This is a genomic window from Pigmentiphaga sp. NML030171, from assembly GCF_002188635.1.
GTDB lineage: Bacteria > Pseudomonadota > Gammaproteobacteria > Burkholderiales > Burkholderiaceae_B > Pigmentiphaga > Pigmentiphaga daeguensis.
This window is the reverse complement of record NZ_NINX01000024.1, coordinates 51,513-64,409: the sequence shown is the minus strand read 5'-3', so window position 1 is coordinate 64,409 and position 12,897 is coordinate 51,513. Positions and strand designations below refer to the sequence as shown.

The window sequence follows — 12,897 nt, the reverse complement described above, 5'->3', positions numbered from 1 at the left end:
CTTCAGGCGATGGCCGGGTGGGGCCAGAGCGCGTTGCGGCCGATGTCCTGCAGCGTGCGGCAGCCAGCCAGGGCCATCGCGATCTCGAACTCGGTGCGCAGCATGTGCAGCACGTGGATGACGCCGACGGCACCGGCCGCCGCCAATCCATGCACGTAGCCCCGGCCCACCATCACGGCGGTGGCGCCCAGCGCCAGTGCCTTGAAGACGTCGGTGCCGCGCCGGATGCCGCCATCCATCAGGACGGGCAGGCGGCCGGCCACTTCGGCCGCGACCCAGGGCAGGGCCTCCAGCGTGGCGGGCACCGTGTCCAGGCCGCGGCCGCCGTGATTGGACACGACGATGGCGGCCGCGCCGGCGTCGATCGCCAGCCGGGCATCGGCCGGCGCCAGGATGCCCTTGAGCACCAGGGGCAGCCGGGTGGCCGAGCGCAGCCAGGCGATGTCGTCCCAGGACGGGGCGCCGTCCAGCGCGCCGCTGCCGAAGATGGCGCTTTCGCCGGCCCGCGCCACGGCGCCCGCCATGGGGCGCATGCCCCGCAGGTTGACGGCTTCCACGTCCGGCGGCAGGCCGAAGCCCAGCCGCTGTTCGCGGTTGCGCACGCCGTTGATGGGCGCGTCCACGGTGACCACCAGTGCGCGGTACCCGGCGGCCTCGGCGCGCCGGACCAGCCGCAGGGTATCGTCGCGCTCGCGCTGGAAATAAAGCTGGAACCACAGCGGCGCCTCGGCCGCCCGCGCCATGTCCTCGAGGCCGATGCTCGACTGCGTACTGGCCACCATCACGGTTTTCATGGCCGATGCCGCCAGCACGCTGGCCAGTTCGCCCTGAGGATGGACCAGCTTCTGGTAGGCCACCGGGGCGAGCAGGACGGGGAAGGGCAGCGGCGTGCCCAGCAGATCGAGTCCGGTGCCGCCGCCGGCCAGGTCACGCAGCACCCGGGGCTGGATGCGCACGCGGACATAGGCTTCGCGGTTGGCGCGCAGCGTGTGTTCGTCGGCAGCGCCGCCCGACAGATAGGCCCAGGCGGCATCGCTCATGCGCTCGCGCGCATAGTCCTCGTAGTCGGCCACGGCGGCGATCTGCGGCGGAATCTGCGTCAGGGGAGGCAGCGGCATGTCGGTTCCCGGGCGCCGGGTCAGGTCTGCGACCATTGCCGCAGCAGGTTGTGGTAGATGCCGGTCAACTGGACCAGGGCATCGCTGCCCGGGACTTCGCGGGACAACTGCTGGATGGCCGTGTCCATTCGATACAGAGTTTCGCGCCGGATTTCGTCGCGCACCAGGCTCTGCACCCAGAAGAAGGCCGAGACGCGGGCGCCGCGGGTCACGGGGGTGACCCGGTGCAGGCTGGTGCCGGGATAGATCACCAGGTGGCCGGCGGGCAGCTTGACGCGGTGGGCGCCGTAGGTGTCCTCGACCACGAGCTCGCCGCCGTCGTAGTCCTCGGGCGGCGTCAGGAACAGCGTGGCGGAGATGTCGGTGCGCACGCGGTGCGCGGTGCCGGGCAGGCTGCGGATGGCATTGTCGATGTGATTGCCGTAGTTGCCGCCGCCTTCGTAGCGATTGAAGGCCGGCGGCAGCACCTTCAGCGGCAGCGTGGCGGAAATGAACAGCGGATTGGCGCCCAGCGCGTCCAGGATCAGGTTGCCCAGTTGCGCGCCCAGCGGGTCGTCGGCGGCCAGTTGCCGGTTGTGCTTGGCGTGGACCGCCATGTGGCCGGCCGTGGTTCGGCCATCGGTCCAGGAGGCGCCCGCCAGCGCCTGCCGGCAGCGCGCCACCTGCTCGGCCGTCAGCACGTCGGGAAGGGTCAGCATCATGGCGGAGTATCCTCGTGGGTATCCCGGCAAGTTTACCCTTGCCGCCCAACCAGGAGCCCCGCATGCCCGCCGAGTTGCCCGACCTGCAATCCCTCTGGATGCCCTTCACCGCCAATCGCCAGTTCAAGGCCGCGCCCAGGCTGCTGGTGTCGGCCAAGGGCATGTACTACACCGATGCCGATGGCCACCGGGTCCTGGACGGCACCGCCGGCCTGTGGTGCTGCAACGCCGGGCACGGGCGCGAGGAGATCATCGAAGCCGTGCACGCGCAGATGCGCGCGCTGGACTATGCGCCGCCTTTCCAGATGGGGCATCCGCTGGCGTTCGAGGCCGCCGGCCGGCTGGCCGCGCTGATGCCTCCGGGGCTGGACCGCATCTTCTTTACGAACTCGGGGTCCGAATCGGTCGATACCGCGCTCAAGATCGCGCTGGCCTACCACCGCGCGCGCGGCGAAGGCCAGCGCACCCGTTTCATCGGCCGCGAACGCGGCTATCACGGAGTGGGCTTCGGCGGCATGTCGGTGGGCGGCATCGGCGCCAACCGCAAGGCCTATGCGGGCAACCTGATGCCCGGCGTGGACCACCTGCCGGCCACGCTGAACATCGCCCAGGCCGCGTTCACGCGCGGGCAGCCGGCCTGGGGCGCCCACCTGGCCGACGACCTGGAGCGGCTGCTGGCCTTGCACGATCCTTCCACGGTGGCGGGGGTCATCGTCGAGCCCATGGCCGGTTCGGCGGGTGTGATCGTGCCGCCGGTCGGCTACCTGGAGCGCCTGCGCGAGCTGTGCACGCGCCATGGCATTCCGTTGATCTTCGACGAAGTGATCACCGCCTTCGGCCGGCTGGGCGCGGCCACCGCGGCGCAGCGCTTCGGGGTGACGCCGGACCTGCTGACGATGGCCAAGGGCGTCAACAATGCCGTCATCCCCATGGGCGCGGTGGCGGTGTCGCGGGAGATCCACGACACGATCATGGCGGCGGGGCCGGGCAACGCGATCGAGCTTTTCCACGGCTACACCTATTCGGGACACCCCGCCGCGGCGGCGGCCGCGGTGGCCACGCTCGACCTGTACGAGAAGGAAGGGCTGTTCGCGCGCGCGGCCAGCCTGGAGCCGGCGTTCGAGTCCGCGGTGCACGGCCTGCGGGGAGCGCCGCACGTGAAGGACATCCGCAACATCGGGATGGCGGCGGCGATCGAGCTGGAGCCGCGCGCGGGACAGCCGGGGGCGCGCGCCTACGAGGCGTTCCTGGCCTGCCTGAAGGCGGGAGTGCTGGTGCGATTCACCGGCGACATCCTGGCGTTCTCGCCGCCGCTCATCATCGACGAAGAGCAGATAGGCGTGCTGTTTTCCGTGGTGAACAAGGCGCTCGACTCCGTGCGGTAGCGCCCCACGGCCCAGGATGCGGTGGATCCGGCTCCGCCGGTCGGGGAAACCCACCCCCAAGCGGCCTTCGGCCGCTCCCCCTCAAGGGGGCGGCACTGGCGGACCGGCAGGAGAGCCCACCCCACGCGGCCTATGGCCGCGCCCCTCAAGGGGCGGCACTAGCGGACCGGCAAAGCCGGATCCGCGGCGCCCTGGGTCTAGTACCGGTTTTTTGGTACGCCACACCGCTGCTACCGCTGGCAGCCAGCGATAGCAACCGTGCTACGACCCAAGATGGTCCCACTAGACCCAGGATGCGGTGGATCCGGCTCCGCCGGTCAGGGAAGCCCACCCCCAAGCGGCCTTTGGCCGCTCCCCCTCAAGGGGCGGCACTAGCGGACCGGCAAAGCCGGATCCGCGGCGCCCTGGGTCTAGTACCGGTTTTTTGGTACGCCACACCGCTGCTACCGCTGGCAGCCAGCGATAGCAACCGTGCTACGACCCAAGATGGTCCCACTAGACCCAGGATGCAGTGGATCCGGCTCCGCCGGTCAGGGAAGCCCACCCCCAAGCGGCCTTTGGCCGCTCCCCCTCAAGGGGGCGGCACTAGCGGACCGGCAAAGCCGGATCCGCGGCGCCCTGGGTCTAGTACCGGTTTTTTGGTACGCCACACCGTTGCTACCGCTGGCAGCCAGCGATAGCAACCGTGCTACGACCCAAGATGGTCCTACTAGACCCAGGATGCGGTGGATCCGGCTCCGCCGGTCCACCCGCATCGCCCCCTGGGGGGCGCCCGTAAGGGCGTAGGGGGGGGTAACTAACTACTATAGTCCGGCTGTTTGGCCGGCGCGGCCTGCTGGAAGGCCGGCTGCTGCTGGCAGTGCTCGTACACGGCCATCACCCGGGGGTAGGCCGAGGTGTCGCAGCCCATGCGCTGGGCGTTGCCGACCTGGGGGACCAGGCAGCAGTCGGCCAGCGTGGGCGCGTCGCCGAAGCAGTACGGGCCGGAGCCGTGGGCCTGGAGCAGGCGCTCGACGGCGGCCAGGCCGTCCTGGATCCAGTGGTCGTACCAGGCCTTCTTCTGTTCCTCGGTGACGCCGATGACGTCGGTGAGGTACTTCAGGATGCGCAGGTTGTTGACCGGATGGATGTCGCAGGCGATGGCCAGCGCGACCTCGAGCACGCGGGCGCGCCGCATCTTGTCCTGGGGGATCAGGCGCGGCTCGGGATAGGTGGCGTCGAGGTAGTCGATGATGGCCAGCGACTGCCCCAGTTGCACCTCGCCGTCGACCAGCAGTGGGACGTTGGCCGAGGGGTTCCTGGCCACGTAGTCCGCCGCGCGGTGTTCCAGCTTGCGGATGTTGACGCCGCGGTATTCGTAGGCCAGGCCCTTGAGCCCCAGCGCGATGCGGACCCGGTACGAGGTCGAGCTGTTGAAGAAACTGTAGAGTTCCATGTCGGCTCGTCCGGCCTCAGACCACGCGGACCTTCAGTTCGCCCAGGCCGGCCACGCCGCCTTCCATCAGGTCGCCCTTGACCACCGGGCCCACGCCTTCGGGGGTGCCGGTGAAGATCAGGTCGCCCGGTTCCAGGCGGAAGTACTTGGACAGGTAGGCCACGGTCTCGGCGATGGACCAGATCAGCTTGGAAGTATCGCTGCGCTGCTTGTCCTGGCCGTTCACCTTGAGCCACAGCTCGGCGTTGTCCATGTTGCCGACGTCGGAGGCCTTGTGCAGGGGAGCGGTGGGCGCGCTCTGGTCGAAGGCCTTGCCGAGTTCCCAGGGACGGCCGACCTCGCGCATCTTGATCTGCAGGTCGCGGCGGGTCATGTCCAGCCCGACGGCGTAGCCCCAGACGTATTCCAGCGCCTGTTCGACGGGGATGTTGGAGCCGGACTTGCCGATGGCGGCGACCAGTTCGATCTCGTAGTGGAAGTTCGAGGTCTCGGACGGGTAGGGCAGGTCCAGCGTCGTGCCGTAGGGCACGGCCACCACGGCGTCGGCCGGCTTGCAGAAGAAGAACGGCGGTTCGCGGTCGGGGTCGAAGCCCATTTCGCGCGCGTGGGCGGCGTAGTTGCGGCCGACGCAGTAGACGCGGCGCACGGGGAACTGTTCGTTGCTGCCGGCGACGGGCAGCGTGGTGACCGCTTCGGGTTGGAATACGTACGACATGGGCGGATAACCTTTGGGTGTAGGGATGGGAAAGGAGATCAGGCGATGCGCTCTTCGCGCAGCAGCCCCAGCGCGGCCTGCACCGGACGATCAGAATAGCTGAAGAGCGCCGCGTCTTCGAGCGCGGCCAGTTGCACCGGCTTCCAGGGCGGGACCGCGAACACGTCGCGCGGTCCGAACTGGAAGACTTCGTCGCCGATGCGCACGCTGCCCTGGCCCTCGACCACGCTGAACACGGTGGAGTCCGAGGTGCGGTAGGTCTTGCCCTGGAAACCGGCCGGCAGCCATTGCATGAAGGTCGCCATGGTGGGCATGGGGTAGCCGCCGGTGGCGGGGTTCACGTAGCGCAGCTTGACGCCGTCCCAGGGGTCGAGTTCGCCGCGGCGCGCCAACTGGTCGAGGGCTTCGCGCGAGCGTTCGTAGGGATAGTTGAAGATGGGCGAGGAGGTGCCGCTGAAGGTGTGGCGCACGGGCGCCATGTTGTAGCCGTAGCGCGCGAAGCTGTCCCCCTCGGGACGCATGACGGGCTGCGAGGCCTCGGGATAGTTCTCGGCGAAGCCGGCATCCAGCGACCGCAGCAGCGGGATGTCCAGGCCGTCCAGCCACACCACCGGCTCGCCGCCTTCGGCTTCGGCGGGATTGCCGTGGTCGTGCCAGGTCCAGGACGGCGTGATGATGAAGTCGCCGGGATGCATGGTGGTGCGTTCGCCGTTGACCGCCGTGTAGGCGCCCTTGCCTTCGACGATGAAGCGCAGGGCCGACTGGGTGTGGCGGTGGCTGGGAGCGATCTCGCCGGGCAGGATCAGTTGCAGGCCCGCGTACAGCGTCTGGGTGATGGCCGACTGGCCCTTCAGGCCGGGGTTCTCCAGGATCAACACCCGGCGCACGGCTTCCTCGGCGCTGATGATGGAGCCCGACTCCATGACGTCGGCGCGCAGCTTCTCGTACTTCCAGATCGCGGGCACGCATCGCGGCTGCGGCTGGGGCGGGACGAGGGTGTGCAGGGATTCCCAGAGGGGGCTCAGGTTCTTCTGCGCGATGCGGTCGTAATAGGCGCGGCGCGCGGCATCGGGAGCGGTCTTGTCGAGCATGGGGTCTCCGTGTCTGGCAGGGTGGCGCGGCATGCCCGCGTCCGTGTCCGGGCCATTGTATGCGTCGAGGTATGCAAAATGATATGAAATTATCTTATCAACCATATCAATAAGAATATGGCTCGCCGATCGACGCGGCGAGGCACCGTGCACCGCCCTGGTGCCGCATGGTTTCCGATCGGCGCACGCGTTCTTCCGCATGGTGCGTTTTCCGGCGGCCCTGCCGCCGCGGCACGTGTCCGCGCACGATGCGCGTGCATTGCCATCCCGGTACGGCCCTTGCTTGAGCAGCTTCGGATATGGCCAGGAACGAAGGTGCCCATGCTGTCCTACGACGAGATGCAATTCGAGACCGGCGTCGTGCGCCGGCACTACCAGCGGTTCTGCGCCTGGCTGGACCGCCAGAGCGGCGACACCATGGCGCGCAAGCGAGCGGAGGCCGATCTGGTGTTCCGGCGGGTCGGCATCACTTTCGCGCTGGGGGGCGATGCCGGCGACGTGGAACGGCTGATCCCGTTCGACCTGATCCCGCGCATCATCCCCGCGGACGAATGGCAGTTGCTGCAGCGGGGCATGGCCCAGCGGGTGCGCGCGCTGAACATGTTCATCCACGATGTCTACCACGAACGCCACATCGTGCGCGCCGGCGTGGTGCCCGCCGAGCAGGTCTACACCAATGCCCAGTACCGGCCCGAGATGCAGGACGTGGACGTGCCGCGCGACATCTATGCCCATATCGCCGGGGTTGATATCGTCAAGGCCGGCGACGACCGCGACGGCACGTTCTACGTGCTCGAGGACAACCTGCGGGTACCGTCGGGCGTGTCCTACATGCTGGAGAACCGCAAGATGATGATGCGGCTCTTCCCGGAGCTGTTCGTGCAGAACCGGATCGCGCCCGTGGCCCACTACCCCGACCTGCTGCTGGAGAACCTGCGTTCGGTCGCGCCCATGGGCGTGGACGATCCCACCGTGGTCGTGCTGACGCCGGGCATCTTCAATTCCGCCTACTTCGAACACGCGTTCCTGGCGCAGCAGATGGGCGTCGAACTGGTGCAGGGCAGCGACCTGTTCGTTGCCGACAACACCGTTTTCATGCGCACCACGCGCGGGCCCAGGCGGGTGGATGTGATCTATCGCCGGCTGGACGACGACTTCCTCGACCCGATCGCCTTCCGCGCCGACTCGGCGCTGGGGGTGCCGGGGCTGCTGTCCGTGTACCGCGCGGGCCGCGTCACGCTGGCCAACGCGATCGGGACCGGGGTGGCCGACGACAAGTCCATCTATCCCTTCGTGCCGGACATGATCGCGTTCTATCTGTCCGAGGAACCCATCCTGAGCAATGTGCCGACCTGGCAGTGCCGCAAGCCCGACGAACTCTCGCACGTGCTCGCGCACTTGCCGGAGCTGGTGGTCAAGGAGGTGCATGGAGCGGGCGGCTACGGGATGCTGGTGGGCCCGACGGCAAGCCGCGCCGAGATCGAGTCCTTCCGCGCCCGTCTGCTGGCCAGGCCGCAGGGCTACATCGCCCAGCCCACGCTGGCACTGTCGACCTGCCCGACCTTCGTCGAGCAAGGCGTCGCGCCGCGCCACATCGACCTGCGGCCGTTCGTGCTGTCGGGCCGGAATGTCTCCATGGTGGCGGGCGGCCTGACACGCGTCGCGCTGCACGAGGGATCGCTGGTCGTGAATTCCTCGCAGGGCGGCGGAACCAAGGATACCTGGGTACTCGACGCCGTCGAAGGCGCCGGCACGGAGGAAAAGACATGCTGAGCCGCACCGCCGACCATCTTTTCTGGATGGCCCGCTACATGGAGCGGGCCGAGAACACCGCGCGCATGCTGGACGTCACCATGAAGGCGCTGCTGCTGCCCCAGACCGACGAAAGCGCGCTGCGCAGCCAGCGGGCCGTGCTGGCGATATCCGAACTGGGCGAGGTTTTCGCCGGCCGCTACGACGCGGTGACGGCGGACAACGTGCTGCGTTTCATGGTGGCCGACCCCGGCAATCCTTCCAGCATCCTGTCCAGCCTGCGTGCCGCCCGCGAAAACGCCCGCGCGGTGCGCGGCGCGCTGACGACGGAGTCGTGGGAGACCATCAACCATACCTGGCTGGACTTCAACCGCCAGATCGACGAAGGCATGCTGGCGGTGGACCCGGACTCGGTGTTCGAGTGGGTCAAGCTGCGTTCGCACCTGTCGCGCGGCGTGACCCTGGGCACCGCGCTCAAGGACGAGGCTTTCTATTTCACCCAGCTGGGGACCTTCCTGGAGCGCGCGGACAATACCGCGCGCATCCTGGACGTGCGCTTCGCCGACGGCGCGCCGGCCTCGCGCGCGTCCTCCGGGGCGCCGCTCGACGATTTCTATTACTGGACCTCCATCCTGAGTTCGGTGTCGGGGCTGGAGACATACCGGCAAGTCTATCGGGACGTGCTGGTCCCCGAACGCGTGGCCGAGCTGCTGATCCTGAACCCGTCCATGCCGAGATCGCTGCTTGCCTCGCTGGACCACGTGTGCGAGAACCTTGCCATGCTCAGGACGGACAACTCCCGCGATTGCGAGCGCGAGGCCGGCCGGCTGCGCGCCGAATTGCTGTATGCCGAGATACGGCCCATCCTGTCCCGAGGCCTGCACCTGTACCTGACCGAGTTCCTGGGGCGCATCGCCATCCTGGGCAACAAGATCAGCGCGGCCTTCCTCCTGCCCTTGACCGTCTGAAGGGATATCCATCATGCGCCTGTTCATCCATCACGAGACCACCTATCGCTACGATGCGCCGGTGCTCTACTCGATCCAGCAACTGCGGCTGGTGCCGGGATCGGGTCCGGCGCAGGTCGTCGTCCATTGGGACCTGAACGCGCCCGGCAAGCTGGACATGGCCACGGACGCCTATGGCAACGCGGTCCAGATGCTGGTCATGACGCGGCCCTTGTCGGAGATGAAGTTCGCCGTGCGCGGCGAGGTCGAGACGACGCCGCTGCGCGACGGGCGGCTGGGGGAAGGCCCGGGGCGCATCCCGCTCGAACATTTCACCTGCGCGACGCGGCTGACCGAGGCCGACGCGGCCGTGCGCGAACTGGCGGGCGACACCGGGCCGCTGGACAGGCCGTCGGCCCTGCTCGAGCTGGCGTGCCGCATCCAGGAGCGCGTGGCCTACCGTTCCGGCATCACCCAGGTGACCAGCACCGCGGCCGAGGCGCTGGCGCTGGGCCAGGGCGTATGCCAGGACCATTCCCACCTGCTCATCGCCTGCTGCCGCGCCCAGGGCGTGCCGGCGCGCTATGTCAGCGGCTATATCGATCCGGGCGACGTCCCGCATGCGGCCAGCCATGCGTGGGCCGATGTCTGGCTGGACGAAGGCTGGGTTTCCGTGGACGTGACCCATGGCCGCTATGCTTCCGGCCCCTATTGCCGCATCGCTGTCGGTGCCGACTACGACAGCGCCGCGCCGGTCCGCGGCATGCGGGTGGGGGGCGGCGCCGAGGCGATGGCGGTCGACGTCAGGGTGGGCGCCGGGCAATGAGCCCCCGCACGGCGGGGGCCTGCCCATCCATGCGCCCCTCGGAAGCCGGCGCTAGAATTGTTCAATATTCCGACCAGCATGATTCCGGTATGACCTATTGTGTGGCGACGCGCGTGGACCAGGGCCTGGTGTTCCTGGCGGACACGCGTACCAACGCGGGCGTGGACCACGTCAGCACTTTCCGCAAGATGACCGTGTTCGAGCAGCCCGGCGAGCGCGTCATGGTGCTGTTGACGGCCGGCAATCTGGCGCTGACCCAGTCGGTCGTGCAGTTGCTGTCCGAACCCTCGGACCCGGACCTGCCCACGCCGTGGAACGTGCCCAACATGTTCGAGGCGGCCTGCCTGGTGGGCCGGGCCGTGCGCGAAGTCCATCGCATGCACGGCAGCGCGCTGGGCGATTTCAACATCGAGTTCAATTGCAGCTTCCTGCTGGGCGGCCAGATCCAGGGACAGCCGATGCGGCTGTTCCAGATCTATGCCGCGGGCAATTTCATCGAGGCCTCGACCATGAGCCCGTATTTCCAGATCGGCGAGGCCAAGTACGGCAAGCCCATCCTGGATCGTGTGCTGACGCCCTCGATGCCGCTGGACGAGGCGGCCAAGTGCGCGCTGATCTCGATGGATTCCACGCTGCGGTCCAATGTGTCGGTCGGCCTGCCGCTGGACCTGCTGGTGTACGAGAAGGACAGCCTGCGCGTGACCAAATTCGCGATGATCGACCACGACAACGACTATTTCCGGATGATCCACTCGTCGTGGGGCGAGCGGCTCCGCCAGGTATTCGCCGAGATTCCCGACCCGCAATGGGCCCCGGTCTCGGCGCTGCCGCAAGGCAAGTCGCCGATGCGCTCGGAACCGCCCCTGGCACCGGGGCATGGGCCCTATAGATCGGTGCACGAGCCGGCCCAGGCGCAGACCCTGGCGCAAGCGCAGGGCGGGCCGTCCGGACCGGACTAGGACCCATTCCCGGCCTGTGCGAGCCTCCTTCCCGCGTGAACAGGCCCTAGACTTCAGGCGATGGGCGCCAGCGCGTTCTCCAGCGCCTGGGCGGTCAGCGGCCGCGAGAACCAGAATCCCTGCGCCTCATCGCAGCCCAGTTCGCCCAGGCGGCGGGCATGGGCCGCGGTCTCCACGCCTTCGGCGGTGACCTTGATGCCCAGCGCATGGGCCATGCCTATGATGGCGCTGATGATGGCGTCGCCGTTCTTGACCGACGAGATCGCCCGCACCAGCGAGCGGTCGATCTTGATGCGGTTGACCGGGAAGCGGGCCAGGTAGGCGAAGCTGGAATAGCCCGTGCCGAAATCGTCGATGGCAATGGCCACGCCCAGTTTGCGCAGGCTTTGCAGCGTGTCCGAGACCTGGCGGGTGTTGTCCAGCAGCAGGCCTTCGGTGATCTCGAGTTCGAGATAGCCCGGCGGCAATTGCCAGCGTTCGAGCGCGGAAGCGACCACGCCGTAAAGCTTGCGATCGCGCAACTGGGTGGGAGAGATATTGATGGCCATGCACGGCGACTGGCCGAACTTGGCATGCAGGCGCACGGCCTGCTGGCAGGCGGTATCGACGACCCACGCGCCCAGCTCGTCCATCAGGCCCAGGTCTTCCGCCATGGGCACGAACTCGGCGGGCCCCACGGCGCCGAGCCGCGGGTGCTGCCAGCGCAGCAGCGTCTCGGTGCGGGTGATGTGGCCGGTGCGCAGGTCGACCTGCGGTTGGTAGGCCAGCGAGAACTGCCGTGTTTCCACCGCCTCGCGCAGCAGGCTTTCGAGATGGTTGCGGCGCGCCGACTGGGTCTGCATGCCGAAGTCGAAGTGGCGGGCGGTGCCGCCGCCGCTGCGGCTGGCGGCGTGCAGGGCCAGCATGGCCCGTTGCAGCAGCGCGCGCGCGTCATTGCCGGCGGTGGGATAGGAGCTGACCCCGATGCTGGCGCTGACGTGCAGGGTCGCCGACGCGAACGGGATGGGCCGCGATACCTCGGCCAGCAGCGCGGCTTCGCGCTCGGCGGACAGCGTGTTGCGGCCGGTGGAGATCATGACGAACAGCGAGCCGCGCATCAGCCCCAGCACATGCTCGTCGCCGCACAGGCGTTTCAGGCGGGCAGCCACCTGCTTGATGGCGATGTCGGCGGCGGCATGGCCGAGGGTATCGCGCAGCTTGCGCAGGTTGTCCAGCTCCAGCAGCACGAGCAGGACCGGATCGCTGCCGGTTTTCGCGCGTTCCAGCGCCAGCCCCAGGCGCTCCTCCAGCAGTTCCTGGTTGGGCAGGCCCGTCAGCGGGTCGTGGTGCAGCAGATGCCAGAGCTGCAGGCCATTGCGGGGGCGGCGCGAGTTGTCGAACACCGTGCCCACGTAGCCGGCGGTCTGGCCGTCGGCCTGGGTCAGCCGGCTCAGGGCCAGCGTGACGGTGACACGCGCGCCGTTGCGGCGCAGGTAGGTCCAGTCGGCTTCGGCGCCCTGGCTGGCGATCATTTCAGAGTCGGGATGCAGGCCCACGATGTCGCGCACCGGCGGCGAAGCCAGTTCGCCCTGGCGCAAGGCCAGTTCCGACGGGTCATGCAGTGCGTCGAAGCGCAGCTTGCCGATCAACTGGCTGGAGGAATAACCCGTGATGCGTTCGTAGGCGGGATTCACCATGGTGAACACGCCATGCGCATCGCACATGAATATGCCGCAAGGGGCCGACTGCATCGCCAATTGGTAGGCGGTGGCGGTCCATTGCTGAGCGGACCACGCCGTCGTGGCGCCCGCATCGTTGTGCACGGTCTCATTCCTCCACGACCAGGACATTCTGTTGTGCCGGCCCCGCCGGCGCGGCATATATTGAATCACAAGCGGCCTGGGCGCGGCGGGCGATGATGGCGCCGCGCCACGCCTGTCAGGGATCTCCCTGGGTAGCGTCAGGCCGGCCGTGGACCTTGGTTACAAA

The 12,897-nt window shown here is 68.3% G+C and carries 11 protein-coding genes; 5 read left to right on the top strand and 6 right to left on the bottom strand.

Annotated features, from left to right (window positions below):
* Positions 1 to 2 precede the first annotated feature (2 nt).
* On the bottom strand, positions 3 to 1,118 hold the full coding sequence (locus CDO46_RS06465; RefSeq protein WP_087837742.1) for an alpha-hydroxy acid oxidase: 1,116 nt from the start codon (positions 1,116 to 1,118) through the stop codon (positions 3 to 5).
* A gap of 20 nt (positions 1,119 to 1,138) precedes the next feature.
* Positions 1,139 to 1,819: a Fe2+-dependent dioxygenase gene (locus CDO46_RS06460; RefSeq protein ID WP_087837741.1), complete on the bottom strand. Its 681-nt coding sequence runs from the start codon at positions 1,817 to 1,819 to the stop codon at positions 1,139 to 1,141.
* Between the two features lie 62 nt (positions 1,820 to 1,881).
* On the opposite strand from CDO46_RS06460, the gene CDO46_RS06455 reads away from it, so the two are divergent.
* Complete coding sequence (locus tag CDO46_RS06455) at positions 1,882 to 3,204, top strand: aspartate aminotransferase family protein (RefSeq protein WP_087837740.1); 1,323 nt, start codon at positions 1,882 to 1,884, stop codon at positions 3,202 to 3,204.
* A gap of 796 nt (positions 3,205 to 4,000) precedes the next feature.
* On the opposite strand, the gene maiA is transcribed toward CDO46_RS06455, so the two are convergent.
* Genes maiA through gtdA form a run of 3 tightly spaced genes read right to left on the bottom strand, consistent with a single transcriptional unit; the run spans position 4,001 to position 6,445 of the window.
* The gene (gene maiA, locus CDO46_RS06450) at positions 4,001 to 4,639 is read right to left on the bottom strand and encodes a maleylacetoacetate isomerase (RefSeq protein WP_087837739.1); all 639 of its coding nucleotides are present in this window, start codon (positions 4,637 to 4,639) and stop codon (positions 4,001 to 4,003) included.
* A gap of 16 nt (positions 4,640 to 4,655) precedes the next feature.
* Positions 4,656 to 5,354 (bottom strand): fumarylacetoacetate hydrolase family protein, encoded by a 699-nt coding sequence (locus CDO46_RS06445; RefSeq protein WP_087837738.1) that lies wholly within the window; start codon positions 5,352 to 5,354, stop codon positions 4,656 to 4,658.
* 38 nt (positions 5,355 to 5,392) lie between these two features.
* Positions 5,393 to 6,445: a gentisate 1,2-dioxygenase gene (gene gtdA / locus CDO46_RS06440; protein WP_087837737.1), complete on the bottom strand. Its 1,053-nt coding sequence runs from the start codon at positions 6,443 to 6,445 to the stop codon at positions 5,393 to 5,395.
* A gap of 321 nt (positions 6,446 to 6,766) precedes the next feature.
* Between gtdA and CDO46_RS06435 the strand changes: the two genes are divergently transcribed.
* From CDO46_RS06435 to CDO46_RS06420, 4 genes are all read left to right on the top strand, one after another.
* Positions 6,767 to 8,218 (top strand): circularly permuted type 2 ATP-grasp protein, encoded by a 1,452-nt coding sequence (locus CDO46_RS06435; protein ID WP_087837736.1) that lies wholly within the window; start codon positions 6,767 to 6,769, stop codon positions 8,216 to 8,218.
* Entirely contained in the window at positions 8,212 to 9,165 is a 954-nt protein-coding gene (locus tag CDO46_RS06430; protein ID WP_087837735.1) for an alpha-E domain-containing protein, read from the top strand. The genes CDO46_RS06435 and CDO46_RS06430 overlap by 7 nt, the downstream gene beginning before the upstream one ends.
* A gap of 13 nt (positions 9,166 to 9,178) precedes the next feature.
* Positions 9,179 to 9,970 (top strand): transglutaminase family protein, encoded by a 792-nt coding sequence (locus CDO46_RS06425; RefSeq protein WP_087837734.1) that lies wholly within the window; start codon positions 9,179 to 9,181, stop codon positions 9,968 to 9,970.
* 89 nt (positions 9,971 to 10,059) lie between these two features.
* Positions 10,060 to 10,929: a proteasome-type protease gene (locus CDO46_RS06420; protein WP_087837733.1), complete on the top strand. Its 870-nt coding sequence runs from the start codon at positions 10,060 to 10,062 to the stop codon at positions 10,927 to 10,929.
* Positions 10,930 to 10,982: 53 nt separating this feature from the next.
* On the opposite strand, the gene CDO46_RS06415 is transcribed toward CDO46_RS06420, so the two are convergent.
* The gene (locus CDO46_RS06415) at positions 10,983 to 12,731 is read right to left on the bottom strand and encodes a GGDEF domain-containing phosphodiesterase (protein WP_165963180.1); all 1,749 of its coding nucleotides are present in this window, start codon (positions 12,729 to 12,731) and stop codon (positions 10,983 to 10,985) included.
* Positions 12,732 to 12,897 lie beyond the last annotated feature (166 nt).